At 40.2% G+C, this 18,940-nt stretch carries 19 protein-coding genes; 6 read left to right on the forward strand and 13 right to left on the reverse strand.

The genetic code is table 11. The features are described from left to right. Positions 1–286: 286 nt before the first annotated feature. From ACMHKH_RS00480 to ACMHKH_RS00500, 5 genes are all read left to right on the forward strand, one after another. Positions 287–1,063 carry a UTRA domain-containing protein gene (locus tag ACMHKH_RS00480; protein ID WP_413518720.1) on the forward strand — a complete coding sequence of 259 codons (777 nt, stop codon included), beginning with the start codon at positions 287–289 and terminating at the stop codon, positions 1,061–1,063. A gap of 327 nt (positions 1,064–1,390) precedes the next feature. Continuing rightward, a complete protein-coding gene (locus ACMHKH_RS00485) occupies positions 1,391–2,227 on the forward strand; it encodes an amino acid ABC transporter substrate-binding protein (RefSeq protein ID WP_413518721.1) in 837 nt (278 codons plus the stop codon). A 53-nt stretch (positions 2,228–2,280) separates the two neighbouring features. Next, positions 2,281–2,964, forward strand: a complete 684-nt coding sequence (locus ACMHKH_RS00490; protein ID WP_413518803.1) for an amino acid ABC transporter permease — start codon at positions 2,281–2,283, stop codon at positions 2,962–2,964. 65 nt (positions 2,965–3,029) lie between these two features. Next, entirely contained in the window at positions 3,030–3,773 is a 744-nt protein-coding gene (locus ACMHKH_RS00495) for an amino acid ABC transporter ATP-binding protein (RefSeq protein WP_413518722.1), read from the forward strand. Positions 3,774–4,588: 815 nt separating this feature from the next. After that, entirely contained in the window at positions 4,589–5,050 is a 462-nt protein-coding gene (locus tag ACMHKH_RS00500; RefSeq protein WP_413518723.1) for a hypothetical protein, read from the forward strand. Positions 5,051–5,474: 424 nt separating this feature from the next. Here the strand turns inward: ACMHKH_RS00500 and ACMHKH_RS00505 are convergent, their stop codons facing one another. The 12 genes from ACMHKH_RS00505 to uraD form a co-directional block, all read right to left on the reverse strand. Further along, a complete protein-coding gene (locus tag ACMHKH_RS00505) occupies positions 5,475–6,035 on the reverse strand; it encodes a hypothetical protein (RefSeq protein WP_413518724.1) in 561 nt (186 codons plus the stop codon). A gap of 176 nt (positions 6,036–6,211) precedes the next feature. Next, positions 6,212–6,592, reverse strand: a complete 381-nt coding sequence (locus ACMHKH_RS00510; protein WP_413518725.1) for a hypothetical protein — start codon at positions 6,590–6,592, stop codon at positions 6,212–6,214. Between the two features lie 235 nt (positions 6,593–6,827). Next, positions 6,828–7,586, reverse strand: coding sequence for a lysozyme inhibitor LprI family protein (locus ACMHKH_RS00515; protein ID WP_413518726.1), 759 nt, complete (start codon positions 7,584–7,586; stop codon positions 6,828–6,830). Between the two features lie 7 nt (positions 7,587–7,593). Further along, positions 7,594–8,241: an anthranilate synthase component II gene (locus ACMHKH_RS00520; protein WP_413518727.1), complete on the reverse strand. Its 648-nt coding sequence runs from the start codon at positions 8,239–8,241 to the stop codon at positions 7,594–7,596. Positions 8,242–8,273: 32 nt separating this feature from the next. Beyond that, complete coding sequence (locus ACMHKH_RS00525; RefSeq protein ID WP_413518728.1) at positions 8,274–9,692, reverse strand: anthranilate synthase component I family protein; 1,419 nt, start codon at positions 9,690–9,692, stop codon at positions 8,274–8,276. Between the two features lie 65 nt (positions 9,693–9,757). Continuing rightward, positions 9,758–10,033 carry a Trp family transcriptional regulator gene (locus ACMHKH_RS00530; RefSeq protein WP_413518729.1) on the reverse strand — a complete coding sequence of 92 codons (276 nt, stop codon included), beginning with the start codon at positions 10,031–10,033 and terminating at the stop codon, positions 9,758–9,760. A gap of 245 nt (positions 10,034–10,278) precedes the next feature. Next, the gene (locus ACMHKH_RS00535; protein WP_413518730.1) at positions 10,279–11,115 is read right to left on the reverse strand and encodes a bifunctional allantoicase/(S)-ureidoglycine aminohydrolase; all 837 of its coding nucleotides are present in this window, start codon (positions 11,113–11,115) and stop codon (positions 10,279–10,281) included. A 164-nt stretch (positions 11,116–11,279) separates the two neighbouring features. Beyond that, positions 11,280–11,840, reverse strand: coding sequence for an ureidoglycolate lyase (locus tag ACMHKH_RS00540; protein WP_413518731.1), 561 nt, complete (start codon positions 11,838–11,840; stop codon positions 11,280–11,282). Between the two features lie 388 nt (positions 11,841–12,228). Next, entirely contained in the window at positions 12,229–13,209 is a 981-nt protein-coding gene (puuE, locus tag ACMHKH_RS00545) for an allantoinase PuuE (protein ID WP_413518732.1), read from the reverse strand. A 227-nt stretch (positions 13,210–13,436) separates the two neighbouring features. Next, positions 13,437–14,780, reverse strand: a complete 1,344-nt coding sequence (locus tag ACMHKH_RS00550; RefSeq protein ID WP_413518733.1) for a urate hydroxylase PuuD — start codon at positions 14,778–14,780, stop codon at positions 13,437–13,439. 208 nt (positions 14,781–14,988) lie between these two features. After that, complete coding sequence (gene uraH, locus ACMHKH_RS00555; RefSeq protein WP_413518734.1) at positions 14,989–15,357, reverse strand: hydroxyisourate hydrolase; 369 nt, start codon at positions 15,355–15,357, stop codon at positions 14,989–14,991. A gap of 40 nt (positions 15,358–15,397) precedes the next feature. Continuing rightward, the gene (gene uraD / locus ACMHKH_RS00560; protein ID WP_413518735.1) at positions 15,398–15,919 is read right to left on the reverse strand and encodes a 2-oxo-4-hydroxy-4-carboxy-5-ureidoimidazoline decarboxylase; all 522 of its coding nucleotides are present in this window, start codon (positions 15,917–15,919) and stop codon (positions 15,398–15,400) included. 338 nt (positions 15,920–16,257) lie between these two features. Between uraD and ACMHKH_RS00565 the strand changes: the two genes are divergently transcribed. Next, the gene (locus ACMHKH_RS00565) at positions 16,258–16,923 is read left to right on the forward strand and encodes a TetR/AcrR family transcriptional regulator (RefSeq protein WP_413518736.1); all 666 of its coding nucleotides are present in this window, start codon (positions 16,258–16,260) and stop codon (positions 16,921–16,923) included. 173 nt (positions 16,924–17,096) lie between these two features. Here ACMHKH_RS00565 and ACMHKH_RS00570 read toward each other — a convergent pair whose 3' ends face one another. Beyond that, entirely contained in the window at positions 17,097–18,503 is a 1,407-nt protein-coding gene (locus ACMHKH_RS00570; RefSeq protein WP_413518737.1) for a uracil-xanthine permease family protein, read from the reverse strand. Between the last annotated feature and the right edge of the window lie 437 nt (positions 18,504–18,940).

An 18,940-nucleotide genomic window follows, 5' to 3' on the forward strand; every position in this document is an offset into this window, starting at 1 on the left:
TGTGGAATCTATTGGAGCAATCGGGAAAGCAAATCTTGCACAGTCAGTTTGTTAAATTCATAAACTATGAAGCTAAAATCGAATTTATTAGTACTGCCGTAAAGTTGTATATACAAATTATCAGGAATCATTTTTTCATGCAAGTTTTTTTTCTTGATTAATCTATTATTTTTGTGAGCGATTTGGTAGATAGACAGTTACTCTGTGCTTTTGCTGAGGCTTGTGCGATTATCTCGTGCTACTATGGCGTTATTATTTTTGGTAAAATTAACGGTTAACAACAGATATGACAAAGGCGACTCCAGCGTATCAGCGGATTAAAAATGCGATATTAGCCAATATTCATTCTGGTAAATGGCAGGCAGGTAATGCGATTTCTACAGAAATGGCACTAGCAGAAGAGTTTGGCGTCTCACGTATGACGGTCAACCGCGCCTTAAAAGAGTTGAGTGAAGAGCGCGTATTGGAGCGCAGGCAGGGGTCAGGAACGTTTGTCGCGCAGCAGCAGTTCAATCATACTTTTGTGGAAGTGCGTAATATCGCTCAAGATTTAAAATCGGCCAATCGTGATTATCAAGCACAAGTTGTGAGCAAGCGTGCCATTACTGGCGCTATGTTGGATGAAGAGCTGCGACGTAAATTTGGTCTTGAGAAGATGATTGAGTCTTTTGATTTAAAAGAAGTTGATGATATTAAGAGTATAGAAAATATTGATAATCAAACGCCTGTTTTATATGAGGTAAAAATTATCCATTTTGCTGATGGGCAGCCGATACAGTTTGAAGAGCGTTGGGTAGATGCCGTGAAGGTACCAAGATTTATTGAGCAAGATTTTAGTGTGGTTAATACCAGCGATTACCTCATTGCTAAAAGCCCACTGGAGCGTGGTAGCTATACTATTCGAGCTTTGGCAGCGCCCGATGAGGTTGCTGAGGCACTACAGATCGCAGCGCAGTCGCCGACGTTAGTATTGCGTCGCCAAACCTATTCAGCGGGTCAGGTATTGACCTTTGTCAAAATGTGGCATGCTGGCGATCGCTACCAGTTCTCAGGTGAGCTATAATAATCTTACGCCTGCTCACTGTTTTTGTACGTTTATTATTTCTCAATTGCGTTAGTATATAAATAAGATGCTATATGATCGGCAGTATGAAGTTTTGCCTAAAAAATCTAAAAGTTAACAATAAGCTAAAACTGGTATTGAAAATTGAGCTAGGTATCCTCAAATTGAGCAACCAAAGCAAAATAATATAGAGTAGATGTTTTATAATGATATCTATCTATAGCGGTTTTCATTTATTGGTTGGTATACTTTTATTATCACGATACAGTTTTGATTTATTCATGTAATTTATCTAATCACTCTTATCTATTACTATAAGGACGTCTTATGAAACGTCGTACTCTCTTAGCCCTTACTGCCAGTACTATGCTGCTTGCCGCTTGTGGTCAGTCTACTACTAATGATGCCGAAACTAAGGCGACCGACACGGCTGCGAGCGCTGGTTCTGATTTGCTACAGCGTATCAATAGTGGAGGCACTATCAACGTCGGTACCGAAGGTACGTATCCTCCATTCACCTATCATGATGAGAGCGGTAAGCTGACCGGCTATGATGTCGAAGTCACGCGTGCCGTTGCTGACAAACTGGGCGTGAAGGTTGAGTTTCAAGAAACTCAGTGGGATGCGATGCTTGCAGGTCTTGATTCAAAACGCTTTGATATGGTTGCCAACCAAGTTAGCTTGACCACGCCTGAGCGTTTAGCAAAATATGATAAAGCCACGGCTTATAGTTGGTCAGGTGCAGTCGTTTTAGCACCAAAGGATGATAACCGTTATAGCTCGTGGGAATCGTTAAAAGGCTTGCGTAGCGCTCAATCACTGACCAGTAACTATGGTGAGCTTGCAGAGCGCTACAAAGCCGAAATCGTCCCTGTCGATGGTATGGCACAAGCGATCCAATTGGTCAAACAAGGTCGCGCAGACTTTACGATGAATGATAATCTGGCGGTATTAGATTATTTGAAAAAATTCCCAGACGCGGCGCTTGAGATTAAACTGACTGCCCCTGTCATTGAGCAAACTGGTTCAGGAATAGTGTTGATAAAAGGTGATGATGCGGTGTTAGCAAAATTAGACGAAGCTATGGCAGCATTGGCGGCTGATGGTACGCTCACCAAACTGAGCCAAGAGTTTTTTGGTGCTGATATAAGTCAACAAAAATAATGCTGGCTTCTATAACGTCAGTGTTAGCAGATTTATTGGCATTATTGCCGTTTATGAGTCCTGAGCGGGCGCAGATTGTTATCTCGTCCTTTTGGCCGATGCTCAAAGGCGGTATCTACTACTCAATACCGTTGGCATTGATCTCATTTGCGATTGGTATGGCCATTGCGCTGGCAGTGGCACTGATTCGTATCGTCCCGCGCGCTGGTTGGTTCCATGAGATTATTTACAGACTTGCCCGTATTTATGTGTCCGCCATTCGTGGGACACCAATGCTGGTTCAGCTGTTTATTATCTTCTATGGGCTGCCAAGCGTTGGGGTCAAGCTTGACCCCTTTCCTTCAGCGATTATTGCTTTCTCGCTGAATATCGGTGCTTACGCGTCAGAAACGGTACGCGCTTCGATTTTGTCTATTCCAAAAGGGCAGTGGGAAGCTGGTTCGACGGTTGGTTTGACGTATTTACAAACCTTCCGCCACGTTATCTTGCCACAAGCACTACGGGTATCGGTGCCACCGCTATCTAATACCTTTATTAGTTTGGTAAAAGATACGTCTTTGGCATCCCTTGTATTGGTGACTGAGCTGTTTAAACAAGCTCAAATCATTACCGCGCGTAACTACGAGTTTATGCTGGTTTATACGGAAGCGGCGGTTATTTATTGGGGTATTTGTCTGTTCTTGACCTTTATCCAAGGCAGGCTGGAAATCAGACTTGATCGTTACATCGCTAAATAATCTATATATCGTATGCTATATTTTTCTAATCAATATGTTTTTCTAATTTGTAAGCGGAAACCTTTATGATTAAAGTCACCAATATTCACAAAACCTTTGGAAGCAATCAGGTGCTCAAAGGCATTGATTTGACCATTCATAAAGGTAAAGTGGTGGTGATATTAGGGCCATCAGGATCGGGTAAAACCACTTTTTTACGTTGTCTCAATGCGCTTGAGATTCCAGATCAAGGCGTTATCGCTTTTGATGATGGCAGCTTGACAGTCGATTTTGCTAATAAACCGAATAAAAAGACTTTATTAGCCTTGCAGCGTAAATCAGGGATGGTATTTCAGTCGTATAATTTATTTCCGCATAAAACAGCGATTGAAAACTTAATGCTGGGCCCTACGGTAGTACAAGGACAGAGTAAGGCGCAAGCACGCGAGCAGGCTTTGGCATTGCTTGATAAAGTAGGATTGTCTGACAAAGCGGATCTTTATCCGTTTCAGTTATCTGGTGGTCAGCAGCAGCGCATTGGTATTGCCCGTGCGCTTGCTATTGAACCATCGTTATTATTGTTCGATGAGCCAACCTCTGCGCTTGATCCTGAGCTGGTACAAGATGTATTGGGAACCATGAAACAGTTAGCATCTGAGGGTTGGACGATGGTCGTAGTCACTCATGAGATTAATTTTGCTCGCGATGTCGCTGACCATGTTGTTTTAATTGAAGATGGTGTTGTCGTTGAAGAAGGTAGTGCAAAACAGCTATTTGAGGATTCAGAACACCCAAGAACACAAGCATTTTTGCAGCGTATTCAGCTGTAATAAGCTTATTCAGTTGTAACGCATTTAATCGTAAAAAAATCATCAGTCGATCGGCTGATGATTTTTTTTGGCTCATTCAGAGCTCTTGTATAAGTTTTTATCGCTTACGTTCGAAATGAATCTGTGTTCAATATGCCCTAATATATGTTAAATATATTTGTCTGAAGGTATCGCTATTTTAGCTTAACCAGCACAGTGGATTTTTTGTTATAAAATCATTTACCATAAACTCTGTTATAAGAATAAATAGATTTGCTAATTTAAGGAAGACTTATGGGCTTACTAGGCGGTAATGATCTAAAGGAACAGCAGAAGATTAATGAGCTTGAGCTTAAGATCAATAGAGAAAAAAGTTAGATAAGAAGCTAACACGACAAAAAATACTACTCGGTGCTTTTCTAGTAGATGCTTTAGAGAATGATGCAGTAGAGGATTTAAAGAAATACACAGCTGATAATCTGTTGGATTTTTTGAGCAGACATACGGATAAGGAGTTGATGGCAGATTTGGTAAAGGAGCTTGGTAGTAAGGTCAAGACTAAAACAGATTCTGATAGCAGTCAGGGCAACCAATTGGGGTAAGGACATAACAGCGGATAAGACAATCACAAGCACCTTACCTAGAAATAAAGTAAGAGGAAAACAGTGGAAGGATTGGAGTGAAAAATACTAGAAAGCAAAGGATTATAAAAGACAAAGTTAATATTTGAGTTAAATTCATATAAAGTTAGACCTCATGGATTACATAGAGTGTTGGAAGCAGGTCTTAAGATTCTGAGTAGTTTTAACAATTTTTCCAGTTAAAGGCTTTTAATGATGAAATACAACAAAGAATTTGATCTTATCAAGAATAGTTTTATTAACATGAAAAACAATACTCCCTTGTTATACTCTAAGACTATTATATATGTGCTTAATGAATATGAAGAAATTTTTAGCAGTACGCCGGTCTCTGATTATGGACTTTTGAATTATAAAAATTTAGATCCAAATTGTTATCCAATAGAACAAGCTAGTATTAGTGAAGAAAGAGTAAAATTGCTTGTCAATCGTCTAGTATCTATAAAATTTAAAGATATAGATACATTCGCAATGTTTCTTAGAAGTGATATAGAACATTTATTTTATTTTGAACTGAAAGATTATATATGTCCAAACTGTGGTTCGGAAGGTGGTGGCGAAGTGTTATTGACAAGATACGAAGGCTATAGTCCTCTTTCTTTCTTTCTTTCTTTCTTTCTTTCTTATGCCTTGCTTGCAGTTATTCAAGATTTTTGAAAGGTGGTAAACCAGAAAGTTATGTGACTTTCGTGCCTCTAACGATAGAAGAACTTAAAGAACATGGATATTTACAGTAAATTGTAATAAATAACTTGTAGGTTAGGTACAACTTGTGAATTCCAGATAGATATTAGCACATAGATACTGGTGCCTTCACTGGTTCGGTTCCCTAGGGAGGACTTAAACCTTTGGCTGTAGGTTAATAGTATCAACGTTTCAAATCGCTGAAATAGTCACAGTGTACTTCATGATGTACTTACCATACATATTCTATCGTGATTGATGCGCTACACAGGTATCAAACTGCTAATGTTAGATATGAATTTAACTGTTATAAAACCTACAGCACAGAATATGATTAAAGTATCCTAAGTTAATTTCTACTGGATTGATGGTAGGGGTTAGAGAGCCACAACGCAAATTATAACAAGATTTTTTCACCACAGTTTTTAGGATATATATAATCTTCATCTGTATTTAATGTATCTTTATCATAATAATAAAGAACATTGCTTTTCTTTCTAAATATACTTTTAAAGTCAATTTTAGGGCTAAGATGTACATGTAAGAAAAAGGCATCCATAGCATTCTTCATATAGGACATTGATGAAACATCTATGAACCAAAAGCTGCACATTCCTCTACATTGACATCTATAAATAAACTCTTTGTTATAATCAGATATGTAGCTGAAACTACATTCACTTAACTCTTTAAGTTTTTTATAATCCCCATCTAGCCTGTAGAAATTATAAGCAGAGTCGTATTCATAAACTTCAATCTTAGCAATTAAGGAATCAAAATATTTATTTTTTGAGAAGAAATTGTTAAAGTTTTGGATATTAGAAATAAAATCTGTTTCTATATCGAAGTATTCGTCTATATATTGCAAACCTTTGGTTTCAATAAAATCTTCGATATCCATCCATCTTCTTTCTTCAGATTCATAATCATGGATTGTAATGAGAAAATCATTATTCATTATTTATCCTAATCAAATTGTGATAATAAGTGTTATGGGAATACGATCGGTGCGCTATACAAGCATCGAACTAGAGTCAGATAGCTATAGCTACATTAGTTTTTAGCAAGTAGCTTAAATGAAATTTTCAGCCCACAGGTTAATGATAATAGGTACTTGGCACAAACCAAAATTCTTTATTTTTCAGGTAAACTATGCATTTTTTCTTGAGATATTAGACCCTTTATACACATATCCGCAAGAAGATCTGTTCTATCATCCTCTCCTTGCTTAATTTGAAATATCAAACAATCAAAATCTTTAGATTTAATAATAGTTAATAATTTTCTTTCAAGAATTAGTGAGAGCTCTTCGGACACTTTAAAATCACTACAAAGCACATAAACTACAAAATCTATAACAAACATTTCCACGTCTGAAAATCCAACTTCAAAATTGTAAGTAACGTAGTCTAGCGCCTTATCATAAGTTAGATCTGTTTCTGGCTTAGAAACTAAGTTTGAGTAAAAACTATCAAGTACACTATGTCTAATATCTGTATAACTTACTGACTGCATAAATCCATCTCCTTGAACTTCAAGGTATACCCCAAGGGAATCAGCTGTTTCACCCTTCAAACCTATTAATAGACCACTTAAAACAGATTGCTATAATGGAACCACTTATATTAGGGTGTGTTTGATGATTCATAAATGGGTATTGCTGATGCTAAAGTTGCCCAATACTGCGTGAAGAATCTTGCTAAGACACTGGTCTTATGCAAGAAGTCTATTATTAAAATTAGGACACGCCTTAATCAATCCATAAGAAATAGCTTTCCATTTGTTCATTATTCTTTTGAATAAAACAGACTTTTTCAGCTTGGTTTCTTGGAAGATGCTTGGCATCAGCTCCGCAATCCTGTGAACGCTCAACAACCCATTTACGTTGATTTTCTTTAAAATCATTCGCTGAACTTTGTCCATAGAATTTTATTATGTCGCGTCGAGTAAGTAGATAGTTACGGTTTAATTCTTTGTCAGAATTCTGGTATAACCTATCAATAAGCCCAGCTTGCGAAACTAATGGCAGATAGGTTGAGTTTTCTCGATACGAAAAAGTAGCGCTATGTTTCGTCCGATTGCTCTCTATGTATATTTCATTATTTACTTGATCTATAAATCCATTAACATCCTCACCCTTAAAGCTATACCCCTGAAAACCACAAGGGGTGATGCCATCTTTACATAGACTGTGCTTAGTTTTAGCGGGATAAAGCTTTACTGTATATGGTGACTTATGCTCTCTCTTACCCAACATTTTTGTTTGCAACAAGCGCCCCAAATCAGGGGCAACTAATAGCATATTGTCGCAAGTGACACTGCCTTCCTTGCAGTCTCGATACAGGTTTAAGCGTTGACCTTGTACGTCCATCCCTAATATAAAATTTGCTTTTACAGGCGTCACGGCTGAGCTAACAGAAGTCGCGAGCATTAGGCTACTAAGTAAAATCGCATGCCACAGCCATTGATATGTCGGTAAGCTAGATTTATTTAGGTTGAAGATAAACATATTAGGTTTACACTTGTAGTAAAAAGTTAGTCAATAAACGCTTAGCGCCTTCGGTCGCAAAAGATTCAGGATGAAATTGTACGCCTTGAATGGGATAGTCTTTATGTTGGAGTCCCATAATCTCATCACCCGCTAGTGCTGATTCTGCCAAGCTTAATTCACTATGAGCCTCATTAGCGACGACGGCAGTGACAGTCAAACAGTCTGGTAGCGTGTTTGCCTGTACCATCAGTGAGTGATAGCGCATGATTTCTATTTCTTGTGGTAAGCCTTGATAAACGCCTGCGCCATCATGGCGAATGGCTGAGACTTTACCATGCATAGGTACACTGGCACGTACCACGTCACCGCCAAATACATGGGCGATACCCTGCATACCCAAGCAAACACCCAATAGCGGTGTCGTCTTACCCATGACTTTGATGACTTCGGCACAAATACCAAAGTAGGTAGGATCATCAGGCGCACCAGGACCGGGTGAGATAATAATCCGGTCAAGATTCATCGCTTGTACATCTGCTAACGTCATTTCATTATTACGTTTAACGATGACGTTTGCTTTTTTATTACCGCCCATCGTCTGTAAAATCTCGCCAATATATTGGTAAAGATTAAAGGTAAACGAGTCGTAGTTATCGATAATTAGAACATTCATGGGTCATAAACTCTTTGATAAAGTATATTTAATTACGGATTCATAAAGCTATCTAATACCACTTTCATGGCCGAAAGCTTGCGCTGAATCTCTAAGTATTCATCCGCAGGATTAGAATCATAGACATTGCCGCCACAGGTTTGCGCATAGGCTGATTCGCCATTGATGAATAAGCTGCGAATGGGGATAGCAAAGATACAATCACCATTAAAGTTAAATGAACCCAATGCACCGCCATAAGCGCCGCGACCATCTGGCTCTAGTTCATTAATGACTTTAATTGCCTCAACTTTTGGCGCGCCTGACAGCGTCCCAGCAGGGAAATTGCTGGCAAGGGCGCTAAACATATCTTCATCAGGATGCAAAATACCGACGATTTCAGAGGAAATATGCTGTACGTGTGAGAAGCGTTTGATATCCATTAAGCTACGTACTTTTACCGTACCAAAGCGTGCGACGCGCCCAATATCATTGCGGTGCAAATCAACTAGCATATTGTGCTCAGCAATTTCTTTGGCATCGTTGAGTAATGCTCTAGCAAGCTGACGGTCTTCGACGACATCGACGCCGCGCTTTGCGGTACCGGCAAGTGGGTAGGTTTCCATCTCGCCTTGACGCAAGCGAAACAACAATTCCGGTGAGGCACCAATGATGCACTGCTGGGCAAATTTCATAAAATACATATGCGGTGATGGATTGACGGTACGCAGTTTTTCATAAATAGGCATTTTGTCACCGATAATATGGTATTTGGACTTAAATCCTACTTCACACTGAAAGATACGCCCTGAGATAATGTCTTCTTTAACTTGCATCACCACTTTAGCATGCTCTTCTTGAGTCATACCATCACCCAAAAATTCAACAGTGGGCGGCTGATAGCTTGGAATTGGTTCATCAAGCAAGGCTTTAATTTGCTCGATACGGTTGTCTTGTTGAGCAGTTGGATAATAAAAGTAGAAAATTTCACCCGTCATCTTATCCAGTGTCAAGCCGTCTAGATAGACGCCAAATTTAAAGGGTTCAAAGTCTTTACTTGGCTTCGCATTGACACTTGGCTCAAAGAAATTGACGCTGTCATAGCCCAAGTAACCGACCAAACCGCCGCTCTGCTCACGGGCAATAACATGCTGTGGAGTGATAGTACGTAGCAGCTGGTAGGGGTTTTCTGTCTGATAATGTTTGGTTTCAGCACTTTTATTATCGGTAATGGCAAGCGTCGTGCGGTCAATGGCAGTAATGGTCATCACCGGATCAAAACCAATGGCATGATGACGCGACATATGACTGTCTTCGCCCAATGATTCGAGCAAATAACAAGTATCAAAAGCACGCTCGATACGTTTAAATAAGGCGAAGAAATCAATATCTTGCGTGAGTTTAATTCGTTGTGGCTTGCTAGGAATATCAATAGCAGCAGGTTGGTCATGTTGGGGCGTAGGAGAGTTCATAACGAGGTCCAAAGTAATTCAAATAGGTAGTGCTAAAATAAATGTAAGTAGCGTTGATTGATGTCTTAATCGTCTTGTCTGTGAGTAGCTAGCAGTGCACTGACATCGTGAATTTGCATAGCTTTGGCACCACGCGAGACCGTTGCAATACCGACGCCTAACTGTTCAGATATTTCACGTTGAGTGACGCCGCGCTCTAATAAGTCAAAAATACGAATACGATTGGCAATCTCAAATTGCTCTTTATCGGTTAGCAGTGCATTTAGCAGCATATCAATATCAGCGCTTTCATGACAATTGGCTAAATGGTTTAATAAGCTACGGTAAGGGTCAGTACTCATAATATTTAATCTTAGTAAAAAAGGAAGATGACTAGCTATCTTGTTTCAGTATTCTAGTACAGTAGTACATAAAAAACAAGTGTAGTGATTGGCTTTTTAAGCATTGCTTTATTAACGCTCTGTTTAAAAATACTCAATTTAATATAAAAATAAAAAGCCAGCTAATTACGATTAGCTGGCTTTACTTTTGAATTAACGATTATGTCTTTATACTATTTTTTATTTTGGTCATTATTCCAGATTGCTTATTTTACTGGACGAATAAACGGCATATGACGATTCACGTCTTTATATAGTAAGTATCTGAATGGACCAGGTCCGCCAGCGTAGCAAGATTGTGGGCAGAATGCGCGTAGCCACATAAAGTCGCCTGCTTCAACTTCTACCCATTCACCGTTTAAGTGATAAACAGCTTTACCTTCTAGTACATACAAACCATGTTCCATCACATGAGTTTCATCAAATGGAATCACGCCACCTGGTTGAAAAGTCACAATATTTACATGCATGTCGTGACGCATATCAGACTGTTCTGTAAATCGAGTCGTTGTCCAAACGCCATCAGTACCCGGCATTTCAATCGCTTCAACATCATGGTCGCTTGTTACAAAGGCTTCAGGCACATCAATACCTTCACAATGTTGATAAGCTTTACGAATCCAATGGAATTTAACGTGCTTGTCGCTGTTGTTTTTTAATGACCATTTGCAGCCAGGTGGTAAGAATGCATAACCACCTGATTCGAGATGATGGGTTTCACCTTCGATAGTCATATCCATTTCGCCTTCAACGATGAATATAACACCTTCAGCATTAGCATCTAACTCAGGCTTTTCTGAACCGCCATTAGGCTCAACTTCGACGATATACTGTGAAAAAGTCTCAGAGAAACCTGACAATGGGCGAGCAAGCACCCACATGCGCATACCTGTCCAAAACGGTAGATAGCTGATAACAATATCTGTTAATACGCGCTTTGGAATAATCGCATAAGCTTCGGTGAAGATAGCGCGGTCAGATAGTAGTTGTGTTTGTGGAGGCAAGCCGCCTGTAGGTGCGTAATAAGTACTTTTAGTTGACATGATTTGATTTCCTTGTTGTCTGCGTTAAAACAGAGTGTTGTTTCTCTAAAAATCTTGATATTCATTCTAGAGAATTTTATTTAATATTTTTTTATATCGATTGTTGCTATTTCTGCTACCAGTGAGCTTTTCATAGCACAGTCAAAATACTATTTATATAACCTCTAAATAGCATTTTCCTTTGCTCTATTTGACTTAGCTTCCTCAGTAGAGACATCAACGCAAACTTCCCAATCATCAATCTCAAATTCATGGCAGTTATTACCATCACCATTGATACGATCGACTACTAAGAAATCACAATCCGCTTTTAGCGCCAGTAGTGGATGATGCCAAACATTGGCATCATACTGCACACCTTGATACGAACGGGCATAAAAAACTTCTAAATCATCAACTGATTTTGGTGGCTCGCCCGCTTTTGCCACAACGACTATATAGTCTGTGCTATTCATAGAAAAGAAGGCTTGCGTACCAAACGGATGGTATTCCATCACCGATAAGGTAATAGGGCAGTCACGTCTTTTGGTACGGAAAATACTAAAACCAACTTCTCCGCCATCATGAGTGACTTTTGAGATAGAGTCATGGCGACAGGCAAAGCCACGATTGATATCCCAGCTGTTTTCAGGACACTTTTCTTGGTCGTCATAAGGCTCAATCACTGAGCCATAAGGAGCAAAAGCAGCTTTAGTTAAAGGTTGCGCAATTATTGTGGTTTTCATGAGTTCACCTTTAGATTAATTAACAATGATATGTATTGAGTTGTTTTAGCAACTTATTGAATGATAGACCTGACCGTTAATGGTCAATAGCGGTATTAGGTTTTGATTCAGAGATTTTTCTAGTACTACACGATGGTTATCGTTAATTAGGTAGGCAATTTATGCGTAGTTTGTTATTTATATTAACAAACAATCAAACCCAGTGTCGCTAGCACTTACTTATTTAAACGAGGCAAATACAGGACACAAGATATGATTCTTACGCAATGAAATAGCTGAGGTAATAAACTGCCTTGATTGTATCATCACTTAGCTTACGTAGTTGCTACTACGTACGCGCTGATTGATATGATGATACGTTTTATGATTATTGTTACATCCAGTATAGTTACATCCAGTTGGCGGTGTTATCAGCCGTTGCTGGATGATTTTCATACCAGTGCTTGGCGATTTCATCGCGGCGGCATATCCAAACGTCAGGCTTACTGGTGATGTATTGTAGAAATTGTTTTAGCGCTTTAATGCGACCAGCACGACCGATAATGCGGCAATGCAAACCAATCGTTAGCATTTTTGGTGTGTCTTGACCTTCTTCATACAAAGTATCGAAGCTGTCTTTTAAGTATTGATAAAAAGGTTCGGCATTGGTAAACCCAGGACTTGAAGAAAAACGCATGTCATTGGTCTCAAGCGTATAAGGAATGACTAGATGCGGTTTGCGCGCAATTTTATTGCCTTCTTCTACTTTAACATTCAGCCAATAAGGAAGCTCATCGGCATAAGAGTCAGAGTCATAAATGTAGCCGCCTTGTTCAGCGACCAGCTCGCGAGTATTTGGGCTATCGCGACCGGTATACCAGCCAAGTGGCTGATTACCGACCATACTCTCGAAAATCTCAGTGGCGCGGCGTACATGCTCACGCTCAGTTTCGCGGTACATATATTGATAAGTAATCCAGCGCAGACCGTGACTGGCAATCTCATGACCGTCTTCTAGTATGCGCTCGACGATATGTGGTGTTTTTTCAGCTGCGGCTGCACAAGTAAAGGTAGTGATAGGTAAACCATACTCTTTAAAAGCGTCTAAGACGCGCCAAACGCCAACACGACTACCATATTCAAAGGCTGATTCGATCGACTGGTGACGGTTAGTAAATTCTGGTGTACCTAAAACGTCTGATAAAAAACGCTCTGATTGACCATCGCCATGCAAGACACTGTTTTCTGCGCCTTCTTCAATATTTAGCACAAACTGTACAGCAATCTTAGCGCCGCCCGGCCAATTAGCTTTTGGAGGATTGTCGCCATAGCCTTTTAAATCACGCGGATAGCCCGCTTGATCAAAATCGCTGGTTATTTTTTTTGTCATTGTCATTGTCCTAGATAAAATAAAGCTGAAATGAAATAAGGTGAAGCTCGGGCAGGGGATATAGATGTTGTTTGAGCAGGAATCAGTGAGTGATATGTCTTGATAAAATTGAATGTTGGTAACGCTGAATTGTATAGAAATCCCAGCGTTACCAATAATTAGAACCTTATTTTTATAACAATCATAACCATCGTTTTACAATCACTGCTTTAAACATTGATACTCTATTATAAACCAGAAGCATAAGCGATAAGCTGCTGACGCTCTTCATCGCTTAGCTTAGTGATATTACCCAGTGGCATATAGTTAGTCTGCAATGCAGTCACTATTTTTGCCTTATTGACTTTTATATCTTCTGGCGTTTGTACAATAAAACCGAGTGGTGGCGCTGAAAAACCGGGTTGAGTAGGCTGTGCCGCATGACAAACACTACATTTTGTATGTACAATTTCCATCATAGCGTCGTCAGCTGATGATGCAACAGGTACCACTGCAGTAGTCGTATCTGTACTAGGAGCAGTACCAGCAGCAGGTGCTACGGCAGCTGTATCTCCGGTTGCAGCAGCAGGTGGTGTATCTGTCGGTGCTGGTGCTGCATCCGCTGCAGGAGCTGCAGTTGCTACAGGTATCACAGGAACTGGTAAAGGCTTAATAGGTTCTGGACGCATCCAGATAATTAGTAATACGGTTGCTATCGCAGGAATCACTAAGAATTTTGGTCTATTGCGACCCAAGTGTTTTTCGTTGAAGAAATGACGAGCCGTTGCCGTGATGACACCAACGAATACCAATACCAACCAACCATGCGCATGTGAATACATCATTGGATAGTGATTACTAATCATAATAAAGATGAGCGGTAGGGTAAAGTAGTTATTCATCAATGAGCGGTTTCTTGCCATCAATGCCAAATCTGCCACTTCTGGACCTGGTTTTACACCACGGCGTACACAATCTACGAGTGCGCGCTGAGCCGGCATAATACCAAAGAAAACGTTACCTGCCATGATTGTACCTAAAATGGCACCAACATGGATAAATGAGGCACGATCACTAAATAACTGATATGAACCCCAAGTGGCAATAATCATTAGTACAAAGATAGTGACACTAAAAGCAAGTTTGTTTTTGCCGACATTGCTGCGTACAATAACTTCGTAAATAAAGTAACTACCGAATAAAAACAGTAGGCTGGTCGAGATAGCACCAACGTTGCTGCCAAAATCAACTTTGCTTGGATCAATCAAGTAAGCTGTTGCATTGATATAGTAAACGATGATGAGCATCGTCATACCGGTCAGCCAAGTAGTATAGGCTTCCCACTTAAACCAATGCAGTGTTTTTGGCATCTCTTCAGGTTCGAGCTTGTATTTGGCAATTTCATAGAAACCACCACCATGTACTGCCCAGAGGTCACCTGAAATGCCTTTTTTGGCTTTCCATTCTGGTGGCTTCTGAAGACTCATGTCTAGCCATACAAAGTAAAATGATGCGCCAATCCACGCCACACCAGCGATTACGTGGAACCAGCGGAAGAATAAAGATAGCCAATCGAGAAGATATGCACCCATGTTGTCAATGTCCTTTTATATTATTATATCTTGGTAACTCGTAACGACTTTTGCTCACCTTCGTTATTATAAAAGATTGTGATACAACGTAGCGATACCAGCATTATTTATTGGGTTTTAAAGCACTGACCTTGCTGTCAGACGTTTAAAGTTTCCAGCGCTCGCTGAGCCTTATATTTATAAGGCTTCGAGTAATAAAGCTATAAAATTATGATCCGCGATAAGTGCCGTAGCCGTGTGCGCTAAGCAGTAGCGGCACATGATAGTGACCGTTATCTTGTATCATAAAATCGATGACCACTTGCGGATAAAATACCGTTAGTTTCTGTGTATCAAAATACGCTTGGGTATCAAAGGTTAGCGTATAACGACCGATATCTAAATGATACTCGGCAATATCAATTTCTGGATTAAATACCCAACCGTCGGTAGTCACGCGACCATCCGCGTTGGTAATACCATTGGCCAATAATGACGGCTCGCCACTGGCGCTCACGCGATGTAGCGTTACGGCGATATCAGCGGCAGGCTTGCCAAGATGAGTATCTAAAATATGTGATGAAAGAGTACCTGACATGATAATTCCTTTTATATATGTTGGTCTAATTGAGAAAGGTTTAGGCTTCGCCCAACAGTTTTTGTAAACGCAAACGCGTGATTTTATTTTGTTCAGCGGCGGCGTTAAGCAGTTCAGTATCGCGATCATTCGGCAGACGTGCTTGTAACAAATCAAGCATTTGCTGCGCGCTTTTGCCGGTGGCAAAGACAATAAAGATAAAACCAAATTTATCAAGGTAATCTTGATTGCCTTGTGCTAACGCTTCAAGTACCGCGTCTTCAGCGTCATTGGCACCTGATTGCTCATGAGCGGCGCTACCTTGCGTATTGCGATATTTCTCTTTTAATGAATCGACATTACCAATCTGTGGATGGCCATCAAATGCTTCTATCAAGTTGGCTTCATCGGTTTGGGCTTGTTGCCATGCGGTATCGCTTGCGTTTAGTAGCGCTTCTGTATCTGCAAACGGACGGGCGTCTGCCAAGGTTTGCGCCCATTGGCTACTGGTGCAGCAAGTTAGAAATTCTGAGGTCGCATCGGTTTGCGAGAGGGCGTTCAGTTTCGATAGTGATAAGCTCACAGTGATATCCTTATCTGTTGACACAAAAATTTTGATGGATACAAATTTATCATTTGAGTGATATGAATTTATAAGGCGTAGACAATATCGTTTGCTGATATTGATGTCTTGATTACATAACTCAGGGAAAAACTCATATGAAAGTAGTATCTGTTGAGTCGTAATTGGTTTAATATTATCCATTCTGCTTAAACCTGACCAAATGGTCAACTACTTTATGAAAAATATTTTTATTTTTTATTATATATCATAAAAATCAGCATCGTTATGAACAGTTTATCCTATGTTTACGCTGGAATATGATTACTTATTTATATGGATGTCTCACGGTGCACACTATGACTCAAAGCGCTAAAATAAATGCCTCATCTGCCTCTGAGAGCGTGGTTCATCGCAATCAGCAGGATATTCGTGCCCAAAATCAAGCAGTAATTTTAACCGCTGCTGAAGAAGAGTTTGTGCTAAAAAGCTATCGCGGTGCCACCATGCAAGGCATTGCTGATCGAGCAGGGCTACCAAAAGCCAATGTGCATTACTACTTTAAGAGTAAGACCAATCTATACAAAGTGGTGCTGCGCGCCATCATTCAAGAGTGGAATGAGGGCTTGGTAACGATGACAGTGGATAGTGACCCCAAAACTGTCATTGAAAAATTTGTCCGTACTAAACTGCATCAAGCGTTTGCGCATCCAAATCGCCATAAGTTATTTGCGCTAGAAGTTATCGGCGGCGCGACCCATTTACATGATTTTATGTCAACGGTGATGAAAGACTGGGCGCTGGATAAAACGCAAGTGATGAAAATATGGCATGAGCAAGGCAAAATTGCTATCGCCGATCCATTACAGCTCTTGATTTTGATTTGGGCAACTACCCAGCGTTATGCAGAGTTTGAAACAGAAATCGTCGGCTTACTACAAAAGAGCGCCTATGACGAAACAGATGAGGCACGCGCCGCTGATTTCCTAGTACCTTTTATACTGCGCGGTTGCGGGCTAGATTAGTTATTGGATTAAACAACAGTCATTAGCCATATTACATCGATTTAACTAAAGCATTGCCTTAACGATAATAGCTGTATATCAGCGTCTTATCATTAAAGCGATGCTTTATTTTTTGCTAGATAGAATTTTTTAAATTGTCTTATGCTTTTATCAAAGCTCATCAAATCTGATTGTTAAGCCGCTTTATCAATAACTTTGATATCATCGTCAGCATGTTGCTCAGCGGTATCATATTCGACACCGAAGTTCTTCGGTAAAATCACATCAAGCGTAATGGCGATGACACCTGACATGGTCACGGCTGAGCCAAAGATATTGCGGAACAGTTGTGGCATTTGCGCAAAGACATCAGGCACGAAAGCAACGCCCAAGCCAAGACCCAATGAAGTGGCAATGATCAAGACATTACGATGGGTAAAGTTTACCGTCGATAAGATACGAATACCCGCAGTCGCTACTGTTGCAAACATCAATAGCGTCACCCCGCCAACCACCGGCTTTGGCAGCTGAGTAAAGATAGCACCCAGTACAGGGAACAGTCCCATTACAAACAAGATACCTGCGACATAAAAACCAACATAGCGACTGGCGATACCAGTCATTTGGATGACACCGTTATTTTGGCTAAAGGTGGTTACTGGGAAACTGTTAAATATACCAGCAATAGCGGAGTTGACACCATCGGCTAATACGCCGCCTTTGATGCGTTTCTCATAGACAGGACCTTTAATAGGCTCACCTGAAATCATCGAAGTCGCTGTTAAATCACCTGCGGTCTCGATACTGGTAATGATATACATAAAAGCAATCGGAATAAATGCTTGCCAATCAAAACCAAAACCAAACTTAAACGGCACTGGTACTGTCAGTAGTGGTGCTTCTGAGACCAATGAGAAATCAATACGACCCATAAAGGCGGCTACTATCAAACCTAACATCAAGCCGATAAAGATAGCACTGGAGCGAATAACTTTATTATTAACGATACTGATTAGTACCACACTGACTAGTACACCGCCACCCAACATCAAGTTCGGTATGCTGCCGAAATCTTCAGCACCAAAACCACCTGCCAAATCAGTCAGACCAGTTTTGGTCAAAGACAAACCGATAGTAACAATAACGCAACCCGTCACAATAGGGCTCATGAGGGACTTAAGTCTTGTAATGAACTGACTTAAGAAAATTTCAACGAAGGCGGCGAGGAAGGTGATAGTAAAGATAACGGAGAGGATTTCCTCAGGACTGCCACCTTTATTTTTGACTACAAAACCTGCAGCCAGTACTGCTGCTAAGAAACCAAAACTGGTTCCTTGCAACGCCATAAGACCTGATCCTACTGGACCAAACTTACGGGTTTGAATAAAAGTTGCAACCCCCGATACCATGAGCGCCATACTAATCAGGTAGGGAATATGTTCCCCTAAGCCTAACGCGCCGCCGATGATTAATGAGGGAGTGATGACACCGACAAAAGCGGCAAGTACGTGCTGCACCGCTCCTAAAAATGCTTTTGTAGGGCCAGGGCGATCATGCAGTCCATACAATAAATCGGGGTTTCCTTGAGTATGCTCACTCATTTTTTTCTCCTAAAGTGTGTTGTTCTAAGCGTTTTCTAAGGGTTTATCTTGCTTCTTTATCTAGCACCATATCTAACGCAAAGTCGCACGTGTCCTTGTGCTGGTAAATGTAAGCAAATAAAATATTTTAAGCAGTTCGACTAGCATTCTTAATTAAAACCTGACCAATTAGTCAACTGTCTTAGGGTATAGGCAAGCGGCAGGGTATTGCAATAGTTTTTTTAATATCTAGCGTTTACAAATTGGCATTGAGTTAGAAGTAATCGATAACTTTTACTTATCAAAATCTACTGGAAGACCCTATATTAGAGAGGTCTTAGAAAGCTGATAATACTGATAAAAGCCAATAAAATATCTGAGTGAAAATTTCTCATATTAATTATTGCCAAAATGTTAATACTTCGTTATCATGCCCCTAAATAATTAAACGCTAATAA

The sequence above is a fragment of the Psychrobacter glacincola genome (assembly GCF_965118485.1).
GTDB classification, from domain to species: domain Bacteria; phylum Pseudomonadota; class Gammaproteobacteria; order Pseudomonadales; family Moraxellaceae; genus Psychrobacter; species Psychrobacter glacincola_D.